This is a genomic window from Nocardiopsis potens DSM 45234 (assembly GCF_000341105.1).
Taxonomy (GTDB): Bacteria; Actinomycetota; Actinomycetes; order Streptosporangiales; family Streptosporangiaceae; genus Nocardiopsis_A; species Nocardiopsis_A potens.
This window is the reverse complement of sequence record NZ_ANBB01000027.1, coordinates 65,601-85,988: the sequence shown is the minus strand read 5'-3', so window position 1 is coordinate 85,988 and position 20,388 is coordinate 65,601. Positions and strand designations below refer to the sequence as shown.

19 protein-coding genes are annotated in these 20,388 nt (G+C 75.3%); 8 read left to right on the top strand and 11 right to left on the bottom strand.

What is annotated here, in order from left to right; all coding sequences use genetic code 11:
• Positions 1-45: 45 nt before the first annotated feature.
• Positions 46-552: a DUF7144 family membrane protein gene (locus tag D459_RS0110805; RefSeq protein WP_017593023.1), complete on the bottom strand. Its 507-nt coding sequence runs from the start codon at positions 550-552 to the stop codon at positions 46-48.
• Between the two features lie 331 nt (positions 553-883).
• Between D459_RS0110805 and D459_RS0110800 the strand changes: the two genes are divergently transcribed.
• The 3 genes from D459_RS0110800 to D459_RS0110790 all read left to right on the top strand — a co-directional run bounded on the left by D459_RS0110800 (position 884) and on the right by D459_RS0110790 (position 3,574).
• Complete coding sequence (locus D459_RS0110800) at positions 884-1,819, top strand: class I SAM-dependent methyltransferase (protein WP_017593022.1); 936 nt, start codon at positions 884-886, stop codon at positions 1,817-1,819.
• Complete coding sequence (locus tag D459_RS31370; protein ID WP_017593021.1) at positions 1,816-2,214, top strand: SET domain-containing protein-lysine N-methyltransferase; 399 nt, start codon at positions 1,816-1,818, stop codon at positions 2,212-2,214. The genes D459_RS0110800 and D459_RS31370 overlap by 4 nt, the downstream gene beginning before the upstream one ends.
• A 322-nt stretch (positions 2,215-2,536) precedes the next feature.
• Positions 2,537-3,574, top strand: a complete 1,038-nt coding sequence (locus D459_RS0110790; protein WP_017593020.1) for a methyltransferase domain-containing protein — start codon at positions 2,537-2,539, stop codon at positions 3,572-3,574.
• Positions 3,575-3,814: 240 nt separating this feature from the next.
• Here D459_RS0110790 and D459_RS0110785 read toward each other — a convergent pair whose 3' ends face one another.
• A complete protein-coding gene (locus D459_RS0110785) occupies positions 3,815-4,615 on the bottom strand; it encodes a GNAT family N-acetyltransferase (protein WP_017593019.1) in 801 nt (266 codons plus the stop codon).
• 344 nt (positions 4,616-4,959) lie between these two features.
• Between D459_RS0110785 and D459_RS0110780 the strand changes: the two genes are divergently transcribed.
• On the top strand, positions 4,960-5,283 hold the full coding sequence (locus D459_RS0110780; RefSeq protein ID WP_017593018.1) for a hypothetical protein: 324 nt from the start codon (positions 4,960-4,962) through the stop codon (positions 5,281-5,283).
• Between the two features lie 88 nt (positions 5,284-5,371).
• Here D459_RS0110780 and D459_RS0110775 read toward each other — a convergent pair whose 3' ends face one another.
• From D459_RS0110775 to D459_RS0110750, 6 genes are all read right to left on the bottom strand, one after another.
• Positions 5,372-6,772 carry a glycosyltransferase gene (locus tag D459_RS0110775; RefSeq protein WP_017593017.1) on the bottom strand — a complete coding sequence of 467 codons (1,401 nt, stop codon included), beginning with the start codon at positions 6,770-6,772 and terminating at the stop codon, positions 5,372-5,374.
• 11 nt (positions 6,773-6,783) lie between these two features.
• A complete protein-coding gene (wecB, locus tag D459_RS0110770) occupies positions 6,784-7,917 on the bottom strand; it encodes a non-hydrolyzing UDP-N-acetylglucosamine 2-epimerase (protein WP_026120268.1) in 1,134 nt (377 codons plus the stop codon).
• Between the two features lie 503 nt (positions 7,918-8,420).
• Positions 8,421-9,095 (bottom strand): potassium channel family protein, encoded by a 675-nt coding sequence (locus D459_RS31365; protein ID WP_017593015.1) that lies wholly within the window; start codon positions 9,093-9,095, stop codon positions 8,421-8,423.
• Positions 9,096-9,308: 213 nt separating this feature from the next.
• Positions 9,309-10,661, bottom strand: a complete 1,353-nt coding sequence (locus D459_RS31360; protein ID WP_017593014.1) for an amidohydrolase family protein — start codon at positions 10,659-10,661, stop codon at positions 9,309-9,311.
• Positions 10,655-11,293, bottom strand: a complete 639-nt coding sequence (locus D459_RS31355) for a class I SAM-dependent methyltransferase (protein WP_017593013.1) — start codon at positions 11,291-11,293, stop codon at positions 10,655-10,657. Before D459_RS31355 ends, D459_RS31360 begins: the two co-directional genes overlap by 7 nt.
• Before the next feature lie 236 nt (positions 11,294-11,529).
• A complete protein-coding gene (locus tag D459_RS0110750) occupies positions 11,530-12,285 on the bottom strand; it encodes a PepSY domain-containing protein (RefSeq protein WP_017593012.1) in 756 nt (251 codons plus the stop codon).
• 161 nt (positions 12,286-12,446) lie between these two features.
• On the opposite strand from D459_RS0110750, the gene D459_RS0110745 reads away from it, so the two are divergent.
• Both D459_RS0110745 and D459_RS0110740 read left to right on the top strand, forming a co-directional pair.
• A complete protein-coding gene (locus D459_RS0110745) occupies positions 12,447-13,112 on the top strand; it encodes a response regulator transcription factor (RefSeq protein ID WP_017593011.1) in 666 nt (221 codons plus the stop codon).
• A complete protein-coding gene (locus D459_RS0110740) occupies positions 13,109-14,482 on the top strand; it encodes a sensor histidine kinase (RefSeq protein ID WP_017593010.1) in 1,374 nt (457 codons plus the stop codon). Before D459_RS0110745 ends, D459_RS0110740 begins: the two co-directional genes overlap by 4 nt.
• Positions 14,483-14,532: 50 nt before the next feature.
• On the opposite strand, the gene D459_RS0110735 is transcribed toward D459_RS0110740, so the two are convergent.
• Positions 14,533-14,892, bottom strand: coding sequence for an MmcQ/YjbR family DNA-binding protein (locus D459_RS0110735; RefSeq protein ID WP_017593009.1), 360 nt, complete (start codon positions 14,890-14,892; stop codon positions 14,533-14,535).
• A gap of 1,383 nt (positions 14,893-16,275) precedes the next feature.
• Complete coding sequence (locus D459_RS0110730; RefSeq protein ID WP_017593008.1) at positions 16,276-16,869, bottom strand: HD domain-containing protein; 594 nt, start codon at positions 16,867-16,869, stop codon at positions 16,276-16,278.
• A gap of 355 nt (positions 16,870-17,224) precedes the next feature.
• On the opposite strand from D459_RS0110730, the gene D459_RS0110725 reads away from it, so the two are divergent.
• Positions 17,225-17,686, top strand: a complete 462-nt coding sequence (locus D459_RS0110725; RefSeq protein WP_026120267.1) for an iron chaperone — start codon at positions 17,225-17,227, stop codon at positions 17,684-17,686.
• 220 nt (positions 17,687-17,906) lie between these two features.
• On the opposite strand, the gene D459_RS31350 is transcribed toward D459_RS0110725, so the two are convergent.
• The gene (locus D459_RS31350; protein ID WP_017593006.1) at positions 17,907-18,908 is read right to left on the bottom strand and encodes a LysR family transcriptional regulator; all 1,002 of its coding nucleotides are present in this window, start codon (positions 18,906-18,908) and stop codon (positions 17,907-17,909) included.
• A 97-nt stretch (positions 18,909-19,005) separates the two neighbouring features.
• Here D459_RS31350 and D459_RS0110715 point away from each other — a divergent pair, with 97 nt between their 5' ends.
• Positions 19,006-20,307, top strand: coding sequence for an MFS transporter (locus tag D459_RS0110715; protein WP_017593005.1), 1,302 nt, complete (start codon positions 19,006-19,008; stop codon positions 20,305-20,307).
• The last annotated feature ends 81 nt before the right edge of the window (positions 20,308-20,388 follow it).

The following is a 20,388-nucleotide window of genomic DNA, read 5'->3' as shown; positions in this document are numbered from 1 at the left end:
CGGCCGCCGAACCTCCGAGGGCGGCCGCCCATCACCCGCGTCCGATCAGCCGAACCCCTGCTCGTGCCGGCCGAAGTGCAGCGGGCGCTCCGGTTCACGCGTCTCGTCCCCGGGCACCGGGGCCTCGTCGGCGTCCCGGTGGCCGGACCGGTAGGCCTCGCGCTCGGAGTCGATCCGGGGCACCGCCGCTTCCCTGTCGCGCCATCCGGCGGTCAGCCCGTAGACCACCAGGCCGTCGACGACGAGGGCCACCACCGACCACACCGGGTAGGCCTCCAAGAACGCGAGCTGCGCGAACGCGTTCAGCCCGGCGGCTACCACGCCCACCGCGCGCGCCCACATCCGCCCGGACAGCGCCGCGAACCCCGCCAGCAGGAGCACCGCGCCCCACACCGCCAGGGAGACCCCCCACCAGGCGTAGTCGAAGACCAGGATCTCCCCGTCCGGCGCCGTGTAGAAGCCGGGATTGAACGACGCCACCATCCCCTGGAGGAGATTGACCGCCCCCGCGAAGATCAGCATGCAGGAGGCGAACACCCGCCATCCGCCCATCTCGTTCCCTCCGCTCCCTACTCCCGTTCCCTCTCCCCGGCCGCTCCCGCCGGGGCCGGGGCACCGGCGGCGGGCCGCTCCGAATCACTCTGCGGCGGTTCCATGGAACGGATCGATCAGCGGTCGGCCGAGGACGGGTAAATTCCCCGGCCACGCGGGGGCCGCCCTCGGCCCGGCGGCCGGTCGAGACGCCGGAAGGGGCCCGGGCGAGCGGCGTTCCGGCGGCCGGATCCGGCCACTCTCGGCGCGGATGCCATCGCCATCGGTGATCATCGCTCTGCCGGGAATGGACCGGCCCGGGCGGTGCGGACGGCGGCGAGGAGGCGGCGGGATGGCCCACGGCATGGCCGAGACGAGCAGCGCGACCGAGACCGGCGGCGTGACCGAACTGGACGGCCTCGACCTGGTGGACCCCGGACTGATGCGGATGGTCGGCGAGCACTACGACAGCGAGCCGCTGATGCGGCTGGCCGGCGAGATCCACTTCGACGCGGAGCTGAGCCGGGCGGAGGTCGCGGCCGCCCTGCGGGTGTACGGGCGCCCGCTCCCCTCCCTGGTCTACCTGCCGTGCTGCGGCCCCCTCCGGCACGCCGCCCCGCTGCTGGAGGCGGGCGCGGAGCGGCTGGTCTGCGTGGACCTGTCCCGGGGCGCACTGGAGGCGGGGCTGGCCCGCAACGTCCCCGCACCCTTCCGGCCCCGGCTGGACGTGCGGCACGGCGATGTCCGGGCCGCCGCGCGGGCACTCCCGCCGGGCGGCGCGGAGTTCGCGTTCATGGGCGGCAACAGCCTCGGCGATGTCACCGACCCCGGCGGGCACGAGCGGTTCATCGCCGCCCTGGCCGGCGCGCTGGCCCCCGGCGGGGTGCTGGTCTTCGACTACGCGGGCGGCCGCTACGCCCCGGACGCCGGGGACGGGACGACCGAGTGGCCGGAGCTGTACCGCGGCCCGGACGGCGACGTGGAGGCGGTCGACCGCAGGCGCCGCACGCTGCGCCCGCTGGACGGGACCCCGATGGCCGTGCTGTCGGTGGCCTGCGAGGTGGTGGAGGCCGCCACCGGGCGGACCGTCGTCCCGCCGCACACCTACGAGAAGCTGGCCGTCCCTGACGACGTCCTGGCCGAGCAGTTCGCCCGGGCCGGGCTGGAGCTGACCGACGCCGGGCCGGTCGCGGAGTGGTCGCCCTACCACCGCGACCGAATCGACCGTGTCGGCGACCTGGGCATGCTCGGCGAACCGGACCACTGGTACCGGGCGGTGCGGGCGTGAGCGGGCGCGGGGAGCACGTGTGCGGCGCCGGCGGCCTGGAGGTGCGCGCCTCGGCCGTGCACGGGCGGGGCGTGTTCGCGCTCCGCGGTTTCCGGGCGGGGGACCTGGTCGAACTCTGCCCGGTGCTGGTGCTGCCCGCCGCCGACCGGCCGCCGGTGGACGGCACCCTGCTCTACGAGTACTACTTCAACTGGGAGGGCGGCGCGGTCGGCATCGCGCTGGGCTACGGCACCCTGTACAACCACGCCGCCGAGCCGCTGGCCCGGTACCGCAAGGACTTCGCCGCCTCCGCCCTGCACATCACCGCCGTCGCCGACATCCCGGCGGGCACCGAGATCACCGTGGACTACACCGACGGCGGGATCAACCGGCTGTGGTTCACTCCGCGCACCTGAACCGCCTCCGGACCAGCACCTCCACCCCCAGCCTCTGGCACTCAGAGTGACCACCTCATTACCATTGCCCTGAACACCCCGACTTCCCAGGGAATCCACGCATGGGAAAGCACGAAGGGCCCCGGCAGCCCCCGCCCCGACCACTTCCTCCGCCTCCTCCCCCGCACCCCGACAGCGGCCCGCCCCCGGGCCGACGCGAGAAATGAGTCCGTCCCCTCCCCGTGCCGCACTACTGCGGCTGCTCTCCGACACCGGGGCCATATCCCCTGAGTGGGCGGACGCCTTCGAGGCGGTGCCCCGGTCCGGGTTCCTCCCAGAGGTGATGTGGCCCTTCGATCCCGCCACCGGCGAGAGCGCGGCCGTCGACCGACGGACCGACCCCGAGGCCTGGTCCCGGTGGGCCGAGGCGGACGTCCCGATCACCGTGCAGTGGGACGACGGGCGGCACGGCGGGGCGTCGCCCGGAGGGCTCTACACCTCCTCGGCGTCGATGCCGTCCCTGGTCTTCTCCATGCTGCGCGACCTGGACGCGCGCCCGGGCATGAGCGTGCTGGAGGTCGGCACCGGGACCGGGTGGAACGCCGCCCTGCTCTCCGCCCGGCTGGGCGACGGCGCGGTGACCACCGTCGAGGTGGACGCCGGGCTGGCCGCGACGGCGGCGGACAACCTGCACCGGGCGGGGTTCCGCCCCGCCGTGGTCGCCGGCGACGGCCTGCTCGGCCGTCCGGAGCGGGCTCCGTTCGACCGGGTGATCGCCACCTGCGGGCTGCGCTCGGTCCCGTCCGCCTGGATCTCCCAGACCCGGCCGGGCGGGGTGGTCCTCGTCCCCTGGGGAACCGACTACAGCCCGCTGGACGGGATCGCGCGGCTGGTGGTCGCCGAGGACGGCGAGAGCGCGAGCGGCCGGTTCACCGGCCCCGCGCAGTTCATGAAGGCGCGCTCGCAGCGGCTCGCCTGGCCCGACCACGAGGCCCTGGTGACCGACTGGCCCGGGGAGGTGTCCTCCACCGCCCTGACCGAGCGGGAGGCCTTCTCCGATGACCCTTACGGCGCGCTGGACTTCGCCGTCGGCCTGAAGGTGCCGCGCTGCGTGCACGCCCGCGGCGGCCAGGACGACGGTGCACGCGTCGCCTGGTTCTACGCCCCGGAGGACCGGTCCTGGGCCCTGGTGCGGTTCCCCTCCGGGGCGGGGAGGGCCCAGGTGCACCAGTCCGGTCCGCGCCGGCTGTGGGACGAGGTGGAGGCCGCGTACCGGTGGTGGGCCGGCGCGGGCCGCCCGGGGATCGGGCGGTTCGGCCTGACGGTCGGCGCGGACGGCGCCCACCGGGTCTGGCTGGACGATCCGGACCTCCGGTTCTGAAGGCGCGCGGACACCTGCGCGAGGATTCCGAAGCCCCGGACGCGAGCGTAGAGCGGTCGTTGAAATCCACTGCGCGACGGTTCCGCTTCGCGGAGCCGCTCGGGGTCCCCGCCCCCTCCTCCGCGCCGGCACGGACGCCGGAGGGCGGTCGGGCGCTCCGCGTGCACACCTCTCCCGTCCGGCCGCCGGGCGGGCCGGGGCGCCTTCCTCCGCGTTCCCCGGCCCCGGGCCCGCGCCCGCTCAGCCCTTCAGTCCGTAGAAGTGGATCGGGGTGTTCGGCTCGAAGCCGATGCGGGGGTAGAGCGGCGCCCCCGCCTCGGTGGCGTGCAGGGTGGCGCGGGTCAGGCCGGTGGCCCGGGAGCCCTCGTACAGGGCCTTGCGGGTGACCGCCTCACCGTAGCCGCGGCGCTCCCATTCGGGGTCCGTGGCGACCAGGACGGTGAACAGGCGGCCGTCCGCCTCCAGCGTCGCGGCACCGGTCACCGGGGTGCCTCCGCGCAGGCCGAGGTAGGCGTGGACGCCGCTCTTCCACAGCGCGGACCCGCCGATCCCGTCCCGGCCGGCCTCGATCGGGAAGCCGTAGGCGCGCGAGTTGATGTCGGCGTAGGCCTCCAGGTGCTCGTCGGTGGAGACGCGGACGAACTCCAGGTCCGGGTGGGAGGGTTCGGGGATCGGGAGGAGGTCCCCGGCCATCCCGGTGCCGGGGAAGGCGTATTCGAGGCCGGCCTTCTCGGCGGCGGCGCGCAGCCCGGCTCGGGCCCCCTCTTCGAGCAGGTCCTCGAAGAGCCAGAGGAACCCGGGGTGCTCCTTGGCGCGCATGATGTCGGCCGCCTGCTCCAGGCGCTTCCCGGTGAGCGCCGCGTCCGCGCCGATGTCGGTCAGGGCGATGCAGTTCCAGAAGGGGAACCGGCAGTCGGCCCAGCGGACGGCGATGCCCGGCAGGTCCCGCACGTCGGCGCCCGCGGTGCGGTCGAGCACCAGTCCGCGCCAGCCCATGGTGAGCTGCCCCAGCGATTCGATCGTCTCCGCGCTGTGTGCCATCGGGTCCTTCCCTGTGGTGGGATCGCGGGCGGGCCGCCCGGTGACGCACCGCCCCGCCGTGCCGCCGCCCGCCGGGGAGGGCGGGCGGCCGCCCCCATCCTTCTCCGCCCCGGGCCGTTCCATCCGCCGTTCCGCCGGATCTCCGCCGATACAGGGCCGACAGGCTCCACCGGGCCGCGTTTCCGCAGGCCACAACCTTGACCGGGGCCGAGAGAGGCGGCGATTCGGGAGACCGAAAGCGGCCCCGGCGGCGACACCGAATGAGAGCGCATGGTGTCCATGCGGACACAGAGGGTATTGACTCCTCTGGTTCCGACCTTCGACCGCAGAGGAGGAAGCAGGAGATGGCCGAGAAGAAGCCCCCGGTGCCGCTGTCCGACCTCTCCGAGGAGGACCGGGGCCTGCTCGCCGTGGAGGAGCGGCACGGAGTGCCGGTACTCCGGCTGAGCGGCGGCCCGTTCGTCCCCGAGCAGATCACGGTGGTGGACCGGGAGGGCGTACCGCTGGCCTCCTACAAGCTGGCCCCCGCCCCGGAGCAGCGGTCGTACGAGCCCTCCGTCTGGGCGCACCTGGGCGCCTCCCATACCGCCGGGGTCTTCGTCGGCCACTCCGACTCCTCGCGCGAGGCGCCGGAGCGGGCCGAGGACCGCCGTCCCGAGCTCGAATGAGCCGTCTGCCCCGGTCCGTCGGAGCGGGGAGGCCTCTTCGCGGGCCCGGGCGCCGAGGGCACCGGGGCCGCGGCCTTCCGCCTCCGGGTCAGTCCTCGCGGGCGGTGGGGGCGGTGACCGCCGTCAGTTCGGCGTTGCGGCGGGTCTTGGCCCAGCCGTTGCGGCCGCGGGCGATGCGGTAGAGGGCGCGCAGTGAGACCGGGATCAGGTGGTAGGCGTAGATCCACAGGCCCACCCCCCACAGCAGGCCGACCCACCAGCGCTCGCCGGGGTAGCGGCCGACGCGGTAGCGCAGGCCCCACAGCACGATGGGGACCGCCGACAGCAGCAGGATCCCCAGGCCCAGCAGCGTGAACCGGCCGAAGTCGTACCCCGACAGCTGCGGGTTCTCGTACGGGCCGAAGGCCATCGTCGCGAGCGTCGCCGCGGCGATGATCGCCAGCACCGCCGCCACCAGCGGCTGGGTGAAGGTGTACATGGTCTCCAGGTGCCCGGCGAACGGGATGCGCGGAGAGCGCGCCAGCCGGTAGGAGTAGCGCAGGCACTGCAGGTTGCCCTGGGCCCACCGGGTGCGCTGGGTGAGGAACCGGCGCGTGGTGACCAGGCCCTCCTGGGAGACGTGGGTGTTCTCGACGTGGATCACCTTGATCCCGGCCAGGTGCATCTCCAGGCCGCACACGTAGTCTTCGAGCAGCGCGTGCGGCGGCCACGGGGCCTCGTCCTCGCCGGCGATCGCGTCGAGCGCGCTGAGCCGGCCGAACTGGCCGTTGCCGCCCAGCCCGACCGACCTCGTGCGCTCGCGGAGCAGCTGCATGCCGTTGTTGATCGCGGAGAACTCCACGTCCTGCATCCGCGCCAGCCAGTGCGCGTAGGCGTTGGCCAGGGCGCCCTGGCCGGCCAGCGGGCGGGTGTCCCCGGCGTTGCGCATCCGCACGCCGACCTGGGCCGCGCCCAGTTCCGGGTCGCCGAAGGCGCGCGGCGAGGCGAGCAGCTCCAGCGCGCCGGGCGCCAGGTCGCCGTCGGCGTCGACCACGCAGGTGATGTGGCGGGTGCGGTCGGTGCCCTCCGGCAGCCAGGCGTTGAGCGCCCGGTAGGCGGCGTTGAGCGCGGCGCCCTTGCCGACGCGCGCGTCGGGGCGGCGGCGGGTGAGCAGGTGCACCCTGGCGTCCCGGTCGGCGCGCTCGGCGACGATCTCGCCGGTGGCGTCGTCGCTGTCGTCGTCGATGACCCACACGTGCGCCTCGGGGAAGCGCTCCCGCAGCCGGTCCATGGTCTCGGCGATGACCACCTCCTCGTCCCGGCAGGGCACCAGGAAGTGCCAGGTGAACGCGGACGGGTCGCCCGGGGGCAGGTCGCGGAGGCCCTTGCCGGCCTTGTGGTGGAAGTAGTAGGAGGCCGACCAGTACAGCACGTAGCGGACGGAGACCAGGACCGTGTAGACGAGGACGGCGGTGAGCAGCACCGTCAGCATCAGGGTCGCGTCGAACATGCGGCCCCGCCTCAGACCGCGGTGGCGGGCACCGCGACCGGGCCGCCGACCAGCTCGGCGATGCGGGCGGAGGCGGTGCCGTCGCCGTAGGGGCTGGGCAGCGGGGCCAGGGCGGCGAGCAGGTCGGCGGTGCGCTCCAGCCGCTCCTGGGCGGCCACGCCCAGCTCCGGGCCGGGGCGCACCAGCCGGGCGAACCCGGCGTCGACCGCCTCGGGCCGCTCGGTGGAGCGGCGGACCACCAGCAGCGGCCGCTTGAGGACGGTGCACTCCTCCTGGATGCCGCCGGAGTCGGAGATGAGCAGCGCGGCGTGGCGGGCCAGGGCGAGGAAGTCGGCGTAGCCCAGCGGTTCGGTGACGGTGACCCCCTCCAGCAGGTGCTCCAGGCCGTCCTGGGCCACGGCGTTGCCGGTCCGCGGGTGCATGGGGAAGAGGACGGGGCGGCCGGTGGTGCGCACCAGGTCGGACAGCTCGTGCAGGATCGCGGAGAGCTGCTCGGGGTGGTCGGTGTTCTCCGGGCGGTGGATCGTGGCCAGCACGTACTCGTCGGGGCGCACGCCCATCCGGCGCAGCATCCGCTCCCGCTCCTCGGGGGCGGGCAGCGAGTCCTGCACGACCTCGACCACCGTGTTGCCGGTGACCTTGATCATGTCCGGGTCCATGCCCTCGTGCAGCAGGTTGAGCCGGTTCAGCTCGGTGGCGGCGCAGAGCACGTCGGAGAGGTTGTCGGTGACGATCCGGTTGTACTCCTCGGGCATGTTCCGGTCGTTGCTGCGCAGCCCGGCCTCGACGTGCACGAGCGGGACGCCGGTGCTGTTCGCGGCGAGGGCGCCGGCGACCGTGGAGTTGGTGTCGCCCTGCACCACGACCGCGGTGGGGCGCTGCGCGCGGAACATCTCGTCCATCAGATCGAGTGCGACCCCGATCTGCCGGCCGCGGGTGTGGCCGCCGATGCCGGGCAGCCGCACCGGCTCGGGCATGCCCAGCCCTTCGAGGAAGGCGCCGGACATCTCCTGGCCCCAGTGCTGGCCGGTGTGGATGACCCGGACCCGCTCCCCCAGTTCGCGCACGAGCGGCGCCAGTTTGATCATTTCCGGGCGCGTTCCCAGGACGACCGCGACGTATCCTGGCATCGAGAATTCGGCCATGCCGAGAGAACCTCTCCTTGGAAGCGACCGGACCGCACGGTGCCATTGCCCTGCGCTCCGAATTCACACCTGAAACCAGGTCGGCGGGGTACATGATTCCCCGTTGCGGTCAAGGAGGCGGCTTTTACACGCCAAAGAACCCTCCGCCAGCGGCAAAACCTCCTGCGGCGGCCGGCCTTCGGGATCCCTTCCCGAATTCCGGAACTCCTGCGCCGCAGGGGCCTCCTTCCGCCCGGAAGGAGGAATTCCGCGGCGGGGCCGCGGCGCCTTTCCGTCTTTCAAGGGGCCGCCAGCGCCGGATCGGTCCGCCCGGCGCTCAAAGGAATTCCGGGCATGCCTGCGGCGGACGCGGCTCCGCCGCACCGCCGGCCGCCCGCGGAGAAGGGCGGCCGCCCATGCCCTCCTGCGTTCTGCCCGTTCCGCCCTCCGCGCCGCCGGATCGACGGCGGCGGCGCACGGCCGCCCCCGGTTCCGGCGCACCGCGCCCGGGGTCCGCGGCCGGGTCAGGTCCGCGGCTCCCGGGGCGCCCCGCGGCGCCGGCCGTCGGGGGCGGCGAAGGCCCCGACCAGGCGGGCGATGACGGTGGTGATGAAGAGCGTCCCCGCCACCCCCTCCAGGGCGGACAGCGACCGGGCCCACGCGGCGACCGGGACGACGTCGCCGTAGCCGAGCGTGGCCAGGGTGACGTAGCTGCCGTACATGAGCTGCTGCCAGGCGACGCGCCCGCCGGGGTCGGCGGTGTCGTTGAAGCTGCCGGGCCACAGGACCTCGATCGCCCCGTAGGCGGAGGCGAACAGGCCGCCGAGCAGCAGGTAGACCGAGATCGCGGCCAGCACGAGATCGATCCGGGGGGCGAGGCGGCGGCGGAAGACGAACGCCAGCAGGGAGTAGATCAGGTGGCCCTGGAAGGCGATGAGCGCGGCGGACATCCCCAGCCGGGCGGCCTCGCTGCCCTGCTCCAGGGCGAACCACACCCCGCAGGCGAAGAAGACCGCCGCCAGCACCAGGAACGGCGCCGTCCACCCGGGCTGGGCCCGGACGATCTTGATGCCGAAGTAGATCATGCCGATGTAGAGCAGCATGTACAGCGCGGTCCACAGCTCTCCCAGCAGGGTCACCGGGTACCCGAACTGCAGCAGGGCGACCGCGCACAGGAACGCGGTCAGGTTCTTGGTCATCGTCTCCGCCCGCCCCTGGCCCCGGTCCGCCCCGCGGACGCTCGGGGCGGTCCGGTTCCCGCGGGGCGGACGAGATGGATCGCCGCCGGGTGCCCCTCCTCCGCCCCGCGCCGGCGGGGAGCAGGGGCTTCCCCGGTCAACGATCTACCGGACCGGACCCGGCCTGCGGCGGCGCCACGCCGCACGCCCCGGAGACGCGCGGGGCGCCGGGCGTCACCGGCCCGCCTCCCCTCCCCACAGCGTGCGGGCGGCGGCGTCGGCCTCGGCCACCAGGCGGGCGGGGTCGGTCCCGGTCGGCCGTCCGGCGCGCTTGCGGGCGACCCCGTCGACGAACACGTCGGTGACGTTCTCCGGGCGGCCGCCGAAGACGATCTGCGCGGGCCGGGCGCCGAGCGGGGCGAGGTTCAGCGCCGCCGGGTCGAGCACCACGACGTCCGCCCGCTTGCCCGGGGTGAGCGAGCCGATCCGGTCGTCCTGGCCGACCGCCCGGGCCCCGCCCATCGTGGCCATGTACAGGGCCTCCTCCGGCCCGGGGTAGCCGGCCGGGTCCAGGGAGACGGCCCGCTGCAGCCCCACGGCGGCCTTCATCGAGGCGAACATGTCCGCGGAGTCGTTGGTGCCGCCGTCCTGCCCCAGGCCGACCCGGATGCCGCGCCGGTGGATCTCGCGCAGCGGCATGACGCCCGTTCCCAGCCGCATGTTGCTCAGCGGGCAGTGCGCGACCGCGGCACCGCGGTGGGCCAGCAGGTCCAGTTCGGCGGCGGTGACGTGGATGACGTGGTTGAGCAGGGTCTTCGGGCCGAGGCCGCCGGCCTCCTGGAGCCGGGCGACGAGATCGGCGGAGCGGTCGGTGCGGTGCTCCAGGAGGTGAAGGTTGAGGTGGACGTCCAGCTCCCGGGCGAGTCCGGCGTGCACCCGCAGGTGGTCCGGGTCGTCCGGGTGGGCGACGGTGGCGACCTGCGGCGTGCCCAGGGGGTGCGGCGCGACCAGCCCGGTGAGGACCTTGGCGGCCAGGCCCGCGTCGGCGGGCTCCTGGTAGGCGGCGTGGACGAAGCGCACCCCGCTGTCGGAGACGGCCTCCAGGTATGCCTCGGAGACCGCGTACTCCAGGGCGGGCACCCAGTCGACGACGGTGGTGGTGCCCGACTGGAGCGCATCGGCGGCGGAGAGGCGAACGAACCGGTACATGTCGGCGGGCGGGATGCGCGGGACGACCGTCCACACGCAGGCGTCGAACCACTCGTAGAGCCCCAGGGCGGGCCCGCGCCCGCGGATCGCGCTCTGCCACAGGTGGGTGTGGGCGTCGACGAAGCCGGGGAGCAGCACCTTCCCGCGCACGTCGATCACCTCGGTGTCCGGGCCGGCCACGAGGCGGCCGCCGACGGCGGCGATCGCGCCCTCCCGGATGAGGAGGTCGCACCGCTCCACCGTCCCGAGCAGGCCCTCACCGTAGAACGGGTCCATCGTCAGCACCAGGTCGGCGTCGCGCAGCAGGACGCTGTCGTCCCGGCCGTGGGCGGGCGCCGGCCGCCCCGCCCCGGCCGGGGAGCGCTTACCCGTCAGCACCGCACCGCCTCCACCAGCCAGGCGGGGTCGGCGGAGGCGCCGCCGGGGGCGGCCAGCTCCTCGCGCCGGAACCGGCGCACCCGCCAGTACCCGTGCAGGGCCGCCTCGACCCGCTCCCTGCTCAGCGGCCGGGGGCCGGCCCCGGGGCGCGCGCTGTCCGGGCCCTCCCCGGCCCCGGCCAGGCAGAGCAGCAGCAGGCGGGCGCCCGGCCGCGCGGCGCCGTGCAGGCAGCGCGCATAGGCCCGGTGCAGACCGCCCGGGAGGCTGTGCAGCAGGGCGACGTCGACGACGGTGGCGAAGCCGGTGAAGGCCGGCCCCAGGTCGGTGGCGTCGGCGACCGCGAACTCCACCTCCGCTCCGGCGGCCCCGGCCCGTCTCCGGGCCTCGCGGACGGCGGCCGGCGAGATGTCGGCGGCGGTGACGCGGTGGCCGGCCAGGGCGAGGTGGACGGCGTTGTCGCCCAGGCCGCACCCCACTTCGAGGACCGGCGAGCGCACGGCCTGCCCGGCCCGGACCAGCGCCGGCTGCGGGCAGCGCAGGTCCCAGGGGACGTCCGGGGCGGCTGGACCGCCGCGGCGGTCCAGCCGGTCGGAGTAGAAGGCGTCGAAGTCGAGGACGGTGGGCTGCGCCATGGGGTCTCCGCGGGAGCAGGGCGGGCAAGGTCCCCCGACTTCTACCAGCCCACCTGCGCAGATGCGGGGCGAACCACCGAAGCGGGCCGGGAAGCGGCGCACCGGGTCACCAGGTCCGCCCCCTGCGGGCGCGCCGACGGGGAAACCTCCTCAGACCGATGATCTTGACGTTGCGGGGGAATCGGAGCGCTCCGATTCCCCCGCAACGTCAAGATCATCGAGGGAGGCGGGGCCGCTCAGTCGTCGGAGTCGTCGCCGTCCTCGCCGGTGTCGGCGCGGACGTCGACGACCTTGCCGGAGGCGTCGAGGAGGACCTCGTACTCCTGGCCGTCGGCGCCGTGCACCTCGACGTCCCAGCCGGCGCCGTCCTCCACGTCGCCGCGGTCCACGTCGACGGCGCGGGCGCCCTCGCCGACCGCCTTCTCCGCGGCGGTGGCGACCGCGTCCCGGTCGGCCCCGCCCTGCTCGGCCGCGGCCTCCCAGGGGGCGGCGCCGTCGGGGTCCCGGTAGGTCGCGCCGTTGACGGTGAACACCTCGGCGTCGTCGCGGTCGGCGCCCTCGCCGTCATCGTCGCCGTCGTCGTCCTCCTCATAGCGGACGCCGAGGTCGACCTCCTGCCCCTCCAGGGCGCGCAGCTCCTCCAGCACCGGCTTGGTCTCGCCGTCGCCGTCGAGGTCCGCCTGCTCCGGGTCGCCGAGCAGCCACTGCTCGGGGCCGAAGTCGACGTCGACGCCGGCCACGGACCAGTCGTCGGGGTCGTCGCCGGAGCGCAGCTCGCCGGTGAGCCGCTCCAGCCCGTCCACCGACCGGGTGGTGCCGTCCCCTCCGCCGGCCCCCTCCCCGGAGCCGGAGGTGTCGCCCGCGGTGACCCCGCTGATCCGGACCGGTTCGATCACCTCCTCGGGGTCGTCCACCAGGAGGTAGCCCGCCGCGCCGAGGGCCAGCAGCCCGGTGGCGGAGGCGGCGATCAGGATCGTGGTGCGGCGCTGCATGTCGTCTCCTCGCTTCGAGGTGTCCGAGTACGTTCCCACCGTCGCGCGGCGGGATGATGGGGGCCTGAGGAGAACCTGAAGGCGGTCTTCAGGTCGTGTTCAGCGACGGCTCAGCGGATCCCGGGAGGCTGGTGCCACCGGGAGGACGATCAGGGAGCGGCATGGCGATTCTGGTGGTGGAGGACGAGCAGGGGATCGTGTCGTTCGTGCGCCGGGGCCTGGAGAGCGCCGGCCACCAGGTCCTGGTCGCCTCCGACGGGATCGACGGGCTGACCATGGCGCTCGCCTCCGACGTCGAGCTGGTCGTCCTGGACCTGGGCCTGCCCGGGCTGCCCGGCGAGGAGCTGCTGCGCCGGCTCCGCAGGCGCCGCCCCTCGGTCCCGGTGATCGTGCTGACCGCCAAGGACGCGGTGAGCGACCGGGTCGCCAACCTCGACGCCGGGGCCGACGACTACATGGTCAAGCCGTTCAGCGTGAACGAGCTGCTGGCCCGGGTGCGGGCCCGGCTGCGCGGCGGCGGCCAGGAGCGCGGCGACGTGCTGGCCGCCGGCGGGGTGACCCTGGACCTGGGGGCGCGCGCCGCGTCGGTGGACGGGAGCACCGTCACCCTGTCGGCGCGCGAGTTCGCCCTGCTGAAGGTGCTGGTGCAGCACCCCGGCCAGGTGCTCTCCCAGCCCCAGCTGCTGGACCTGGTCTGGGGGTACGACTTCGAGGGCTCGTCCAACGTGGTCGAGGTCTACGTCAGCCAGCTCCGCCGCAAGCTCGGCCCGGGGCGGATCGAGACGGTCCGCGGGGTCGGCTACCGGCTGGCGGAGGACCCCCGGTGAGCCTCGGCGGCCGCGTCCTGCTCCGGTCGCTGCTGGTCATGCTGGTGGTGATCGGCGGGGTCGCGCTGCTCACCTACGAGCTGGTGCGGGTGTCGGGACGGAGCGACGTCGACCGGCTGCTCCGCGAGGAGGCCGGCCTGATCGGGGCCGCGCTCGGCGAGCGGCTGCCCGCCGCGGCCGGCCTGGACGGGGTGGTGTCGGGGCCCGAGGCCGAGCGCGCCGTCCGCCAGGCGCTCGCCGTGCACCCGAGCGGGGCCCGGCACGTGTCGCTGGTGACCGTCGACGGGGTGCGCCTGCAGAGCACCGGCGGTCCTTCGCGGGCGGCGGCGCTGATGCGCGGCGGCGGCGCGCCGCCGGCCGACCCCGGCGCCCTGCGCACCCTGGACACGTCCGCGGGCCCGCTGCGGGTGCTGGACGCCGAGGTCACCGACGGGGCCGGGACCCGGCTGGCCGTGGTGACCGTCGCCGCGCCGCTGGACCAGACCCGGGACGCGGCCGCGACCGTGCTGCTGTGGGCGGGGCTGGCCGGGGCGGTCGGCGTGGCCGGCGGCGGGGTGCTGCTGTGGCTGGTGGTGCGGCGGACGCTGCGCCCGGTGCGGGAGGTCTCCTCGGCGGCGCAGGCGGTCTCGCCGACCGACCTGGCCGCCCGGGTCCCGGTCCCGGACACCCGGGACGAGATCGCCGAGCTGGCCACCGAGCTCAACCAGATGCTGGCCCGGATCGAGGAGGCCGACGCCGACCGGCGCCGCTACCTGGCGGTCATCTCGCACGAGGTGCGCACCCCGCTCGCCGTCGCCGAGGGGCACCTGGAGCTGCTCGGCGGGCCGGAGGCGGCGGTGGTCCGCACCGAGCTGGACCGGCTGCGCCGGGTGCTGGAGGACCTGATGGCGGTGGCGCGGGGCGGCGACGAGATCGACGCCCGCCGCGAACCGGTGTTCCTGCCCGACCTCTTCGACGAGGTGCGCGCCCGGTTGGAGGCGCTGCCGCACGCCGCCTCGGTCACCGTGCACGACCCGCCGCCGGAGGTGCTCCTCGGCGACCAGGCGCGCCTGGAGCAGTGCCTGGCCAACCTGGTGGACAACGCGATCGCGCACAACCCGCCCGGCACCGCGGCCGAGGTGTCGGCCCGGCGCGAGGGCGGGGAGGTGGTGCTGGCCGTCTCCGACGACGGCCCCGGAATCGACCCCGAGGTGCTCGCGCACGTCTTCGAGCCGTTCGTCACCACCCGCGCCGACGGTTCGGGCCGCATCGCCGGCCTGGGCCTGGCGATCGTCCGCTCCCTGGTCACCGCCCAGGGCGGCCGCGTCGGCATCGACAGCGGGCCCGGGGGGACGACCGTCACCGCGTTCCTGCCCCGCGCCACGGCCTGACCGGGCGGCCGCCCCTGCGCACGGCCGCGCACCGGGGCGGCCCGGGGCGGTCAGGCGCCGGCGAGGGCGGCGGGGGTGGGCAGGGCGTCGAGCAGCTCCTCGGGGGCCGACAGCCGCCAGGCCTCCAGGACCAGTTCGCTGAGCTCGTCCAGTTCGATGCCGTCCAGGTGGACGACGACCCAGCCGTACCCGCCGGCGGTGAACTGCTCCTCGAACACCTCCGGGCGCTCGGCGACCAGGGCGGCCTGCTCGGAGAGGGTCTGCTTCAGCCCCACGGTCCTGGTGCGCGGCCACAGGTAGCCGAAGCCCTTGCCGCGCACGGCGAACGCCGTGTACTTGTCCAGCTCCCGGTGGTCGCTCTCCGGGAGCGCGCTCACCAGTCGCAGGAACCGCGTGATCTCAACGCCCATGGGACGAGACAACCACACCCCGCCGACGAACCGGACCGGGCCGCCGGCCTCGCCCCGATGATCTCGACGCTGCGGTCCTGGCAGAGCGGGTGGTTTCCAGTGCCCGTTGCAACACTGCCCACCAGAGGACAGGAGCCACCAGAGGACAGGAGGGCGTGCCGGCCGGTCGGTCGGGCGCGGCACCCCACGGGGCGGGGGTCCAAGCGGGCGGCGACGGCGGCGGTAGGGGCGGGGCGAAGGCGATCGCCCGAGCGCGGCACCCCACGGGGTACAGGTCAAGACGGGCGGCGAAGGCGGCGGTGGACACCGGCCGGTCGGTCCGGCGCGGCACCCCGCAGAGCGGAGGTCAAGACGAGCGGCGACGGCGAAGGCAGGGCCGGGGCGAAGGCGATCGCCCGGGCACGGGCCCCACGGGGCGGGGGTTCAGGCTGGCGGCGACGGCGGGGACCGGCCGGTCGGTCCGGCGCGGCAGAGCGGGGCGAGAATGGTCGGGGCGGGCCGGGGGGCGGGATCGCCGTGCCCGCGTCGCCCGGGCGCCGGGGCCGACCGCCCTTGAAACCGCTACACCTCCCTCACCTGGGTGAATACGCAGGGTGATGGCGGGGTGGGGTGCCCTGCGCACCGCGAGAGCACCCCGGTGATTCCCGGGCGCGCATCCCGGCCCGGATCGGCCCCCGGAAGCCCCGGATCGCCTCGATCGGGCCGGTGATCGGGGGTTCGAGCCGCCCGCAAGGCCGGGAGTCAGGGGGCCGGAACCCGGAGAGAGTAGAGGCAGGGGCGGAATGCCGCTTTTGTTCTCCCACGAGGCCCCAGCTTGGCCACTCTGGGTGACCGGCGAGGGGGTGGTGGGGGCCTCAGGGCTTACTACTCGCTGGTAGATGTAATCGTAGTGCTCTCACGGTGCGCAGGGCGCCCCCCGCTCCCGCCCGATCCCTGCCGCAAACCCGGCATAGGGGATAAGGCCACCCTGCTCGGCTCGGGCGGGCCCACCCCCACCGCCGGGGCGCCGCCGCTTCCCGCCGGGAGCACGCGCCGGGCAGGTGAACGCGGCGCCCAACCCGCTCCCGCCTTCGCTGCTCGCCTTAAGCCCGACCCCGTGGGGCGCCGCGCCCGGGTGAGGCGCCCGGCCACGCCCCCACCGCTGCCGTCGCTGCCTGCCTGAACCGTCACTCCGCGGGGCGCCGCGCCAGACCGACCAGCCGGTCCCCCTCCCCGCCCTCGCCGCCCGCTTGAACCCCCGCCCCGCGAGGCGCCGCGGCCTCGGCCGCCCGACCGGCCGATCCCCTCCTGTCCTCTGGTGTGCGGTGTTGCAACGGACACTGGAAACCTCGGGGCGGCTCAAGGGCCGCAACGTCGAGATCATCGCCTGGGGCGAGGGTCGCTCTAGACCAGGCCGTGGCCGTGCAGCGCCATCAGGAGGACGGGGTCGGGGTCGCCGAACCGCCGCCTCAGCTCCGCGAACCGCTCCTGCTTGTCCCGGCCGAACCGGGCGACGGACTCCGAGTAGGTGCCTGGGGAGACGAAGACCGGGGGGTCGGTCTTGCTGTGGAACTTGTCGGCGTACATCACGATCTCCTCTTCGGGCGTCTCCGCCGTGTAGTCGTCCACGGGGATGGGCAGCCCCTGGGAGCGGACGTCCTCGGCGGAGATGCCGACGCCGGTGTGCCGGGAGCAGAACCGGCGGATCTCCTCGGGGAGACCCTCGTCGGCGAGGAGGGCGTGGCCGAGCACGCCGTGCCGGACGTACCCCTTCGCGTCGAACGCCCCGGAGGGCGTGTACAGCAGGTAGACGCCGATGTCGTGCAGCATGCACCCGACCCGGACCAGTTCGGGGTCGGCGCCGCCGCCCGCCGTGCGGAGCAGCTGCTCGGCGACCCCCCACACGATCTCGGAGTGCGTGTACACCAGGTCGAACGCCTCCGGGGAGGGGGCGTGCTTCCGGTGCAGGGCGCGGATCTCTTCGGCGCTGAGGATCATGACGGGAGGCGCTCCCCGGGCGTGCGGTCCGGGCCCTTCCCGGTGCGGTGCCTGCGGCCGCCGTGAACGCCCACGGTCGCGCTCCTCTCCGGTCCTGCCCGCCCCGTCGGCGGGCCCTGGTGCATCGTACGGCCGGGGCCGCCCCGCACCGGCCCGGTGCGCCGCCGTGCGCGGCGGAGCGGGCGATCCGGTCAGGAATCGAGAAGCAGAGCCGCAGGCCGCCTCACTAGCGTGATCGGCATGGGCACCGCCGCGCACCCGGCGCTCCCCCGCCCGGCGGGGAGGGGCGCCGAGGCGGTGATCCTCGGAGCCGAGTCCGCCGCGGGCCGGCCGTACGCAGAGATCGGAGACGACGATGGCCACTTCCAAGACGGGGTCGAGCGGCCTTTCCGCCGAAGAGCGCGCCGCGATGAAGGAGCGCGCCGCCGAGGTGCGGGCCGAGGCCCGGCGCGCGAAGAGCGCCGCGAAGGGCGCGGCGAAGGCCGAGGCCGAGCGGAACGAGGTGCTCGCGAAGATCGCCAAGATGCCGGAGAAGGACCGCGTCCTCGCGGAGCGGGTGCACGAGATCGTCACCGCGACCGCGCCGCAGCTCGCGCCGAAGACCTGGTACGGGATGCCGGCCTATGCGCTCGACGGGAAGATCCTGTGCTTCTTCCAGAGCACGGCGAAGTTCAAGACCCGCTACGCGACCTTCGCCTTCAGCGACGCCGCCGCCCTCGACGACGGCTCCTTCTGGCCGGCCTCGTTCGCGCTGACCGCGATCGGCCCGGCCGAGGAGAAGGCCATCGCCGACCTCGTCTCCCGTGCCGTGCGCTGAGCGGCACGGCCCCCTGCCCGGCGCGGGGCGCCGCCGCCCGCTAGCGGCACGGCCGGGGGCGCCGAAGCCGGCGCGGCCGGGCCCCCCGCACGGGGCCGGTGCGAACGCGCTCTTCACCGGCCGGGCACGCCCAGCGCGCCGCCGGCTCCGCAGCGGGGAACGGGAGACCACCGCGCCCCGAGGGGCCGCCGGCCTCCGGCGGTGCGTGCGGGTACCGGGTTCAGCCGGTGCCGGCGCCGGCCCGGACCCGGGGGCGGGGCTCCGCCGCTTCGGCCGGGTCGGCCTCCGTTAGCTCCGGCTCCGCCGGCCCGGTCTCCTCCGGGTCGGGGCGGCCGTACTCCTCGTCCAGGAGCCGGGCGAGGAGCTCCAGCTGCGGGGCGGCGTCGGCGGTGCGCCGGATCAGGGCCATCTGCGACCGCTCGGCCAGGCCGTCGACCGGTACGCAGCGCATGTCGCCGCGCGGGGTGTGCTCGGCCAGCGGGCGGCAGACCAGCATGGCATGGTCGCCCCCGGCGACCAGGGCCAGCCCTTCCTGCACCGTGGTGATGCCGGTGGTGGAGCGGATCGGCGCGCCCGAGGGCGTGGTCGGCGGCACCCGGGCGGCCGTCCAGTAGTCCGGGGCGTCCCCGGCCGGGTGCAGCAGGTCGAGGCCGGCCAGTTCCTCGGCGTGCACCCGCTCGCGCCCGGCGAGCGGGTGACCGGCGGCGACGGCGAGCAGCCGGTCCTGCGGCGGGAACCGGTAGCCGACGGTCAGCCGCGCCTCGTGCACCGGGAGCTCGACCATCACGGCGTCCAGGCGCCCCTCCAGCACGGCGGTGAACGGCGAGCCGAGCGGGATCTCGCACAGCGTGACCGCCACCTCGTGCCGGGCGCGCAGCCGGCGGAAGGCCTCGGCGACCTCCTCGTACAGGCTGCCGTGGAAACCGATGCGCAGCTCCCGCAGGGCCCCGCGCATGGCCCGGTCGCGGGCCCGGAGGAAGGTTGCGGCCAGGGCCTCGTAGGCGGGGCGCACCTCGTCCACGAACTGGGCGCCGAAGCGGGTGAGGGAGACCCTGCGGCTGGTCCGCTGGACCAGGCGGACCCCGATCCGCCGTTCGAGCGCGGCGACGAGCTGGCTGACCCGGCTCCGGGAGACCCCGAGGCGCTCCGCGGTGCGGCCGAAGTGCAGCTCCTCGGAGAGCACGATCAGGCACTCGATCTGCTGGACGTGCACCTGGTTCATCGTTCTCCCCGCACTCGGCACATCCGTTAGCGTAGCTCACCGATCCGTGAGCGGATCGCTGTTGTTCGCGCCGGCCGCGCGTACTTGGCTGACCTCCATGACTTCCACGGCTCCGCCCTCTGCGGCGGACAACGACACGGCGCGCACCGCCCGCACCACCCTGCGGCAGTGGTCCGCGGTCGCCGTCCTCTCCCTGAGCACCTTCACCGTCGTCACCTCCGAGATGCTGCCGGTCGGCGTGCTCACGCCGATGGCCGAGGGCCTGGGCGTCTCCTCCGGGACGGCGGGGTTCAGCCTCACCGCCACCGGCCTGGTCGCCGCGGTCACCGCGCCCGTGGTCCCGCGGTTCCTCGGCGCGCTCGACCGGCGGACCGTGCTGGCGGCGGCGATGCTGGTGCTGGCCGCCGGCAACGCGCTGACCGCCTTCGCCCAGGGGTTCGCCCTGCTGATCGCCGCCCGCGTGGTCCTCGGCCTCGGGATGGGAACGGTGTGGGGGCTGGCGGCGGCGGTCGCGCCCCGGCTCGTCGCGCCGCGCAATGCCGCGCTCGCGGTCTCCTTCGCGGTCAGCGGCGTCGCGGCGGCCTCGGTCGCCGGGGTGCCGCTGGGCACCGTCATCGGCGACGCCTTCGGCTGGCGCGCCGCGTTCGGCGCCCTGTCCGCGGCCGCGGTCGTCCTGGCCGCCGGCCTGGTGGCGGTGCCCCCCCGGCTGCCCCGCCCCGCGTCCGCGCCCGCGGCGGGCGCGGACGCGGGCGGCCGGTCGCCGCTGCCGCCGGCGGTGGCCACCGGCCTGATCGTGGTCACGGCGCTGGTCACCGCGCACTTCGCCGCCTACACCTACGTGCGGCCGGTGCTGGAGGAGCACGGCGGGCTCGCCCCGTCGGGCGTCGCCTTCCTGCTGCTGGTGTACGGCCTCTTCGGGCTCGCCGGCAACTTCGCCGCGGGGGCCCTGGCGGCGCGCCGCCCCCGGGCCACGGTGCTGGTCCTGGCCGGGGGCATCGGGGCCGCGATCGTGCTGCTGGTCCTGCTCGGCTCGGTCGGCGTGTTCGCCGGGGCCGCCATCGCGCTGTGGGGCCTGGCCTACGGCGGGGTGTCGGTGGCCGGGCAGATCTGGATGACCCGCGCCGCCCCGCACCGGGTCGAGCAGGTCACCGGGCTCTACGTCGGCGTGTTCACCGCCGCCATCGCCCTCGGCGCGTTCGCCGGCGGCACCGCCGTCGAAGCGGCCGGCATCATGCCGCTGCTGTGGGGCGCCGCCGCCCTGGCCTTCGCCTCCCTGGCCGTCGGGCTGTTCGGCCCCGGTCCCGCGCCGCTGCGGGAGGGGTCCGAGGAGGCCGGGGAGCCCGCCGGCGGCCGGCGGCGGGACGGGGAACGGCGGGAGGTGCCCGCCTCCGCCGAATAGCCGCCCGGGGAGGGCGTCCGCCCCGGTCTCCGCCCCGACCGCCTTCCGCTCGCGCCGCCGGCTCCCCCGGAGCCGGCGGCG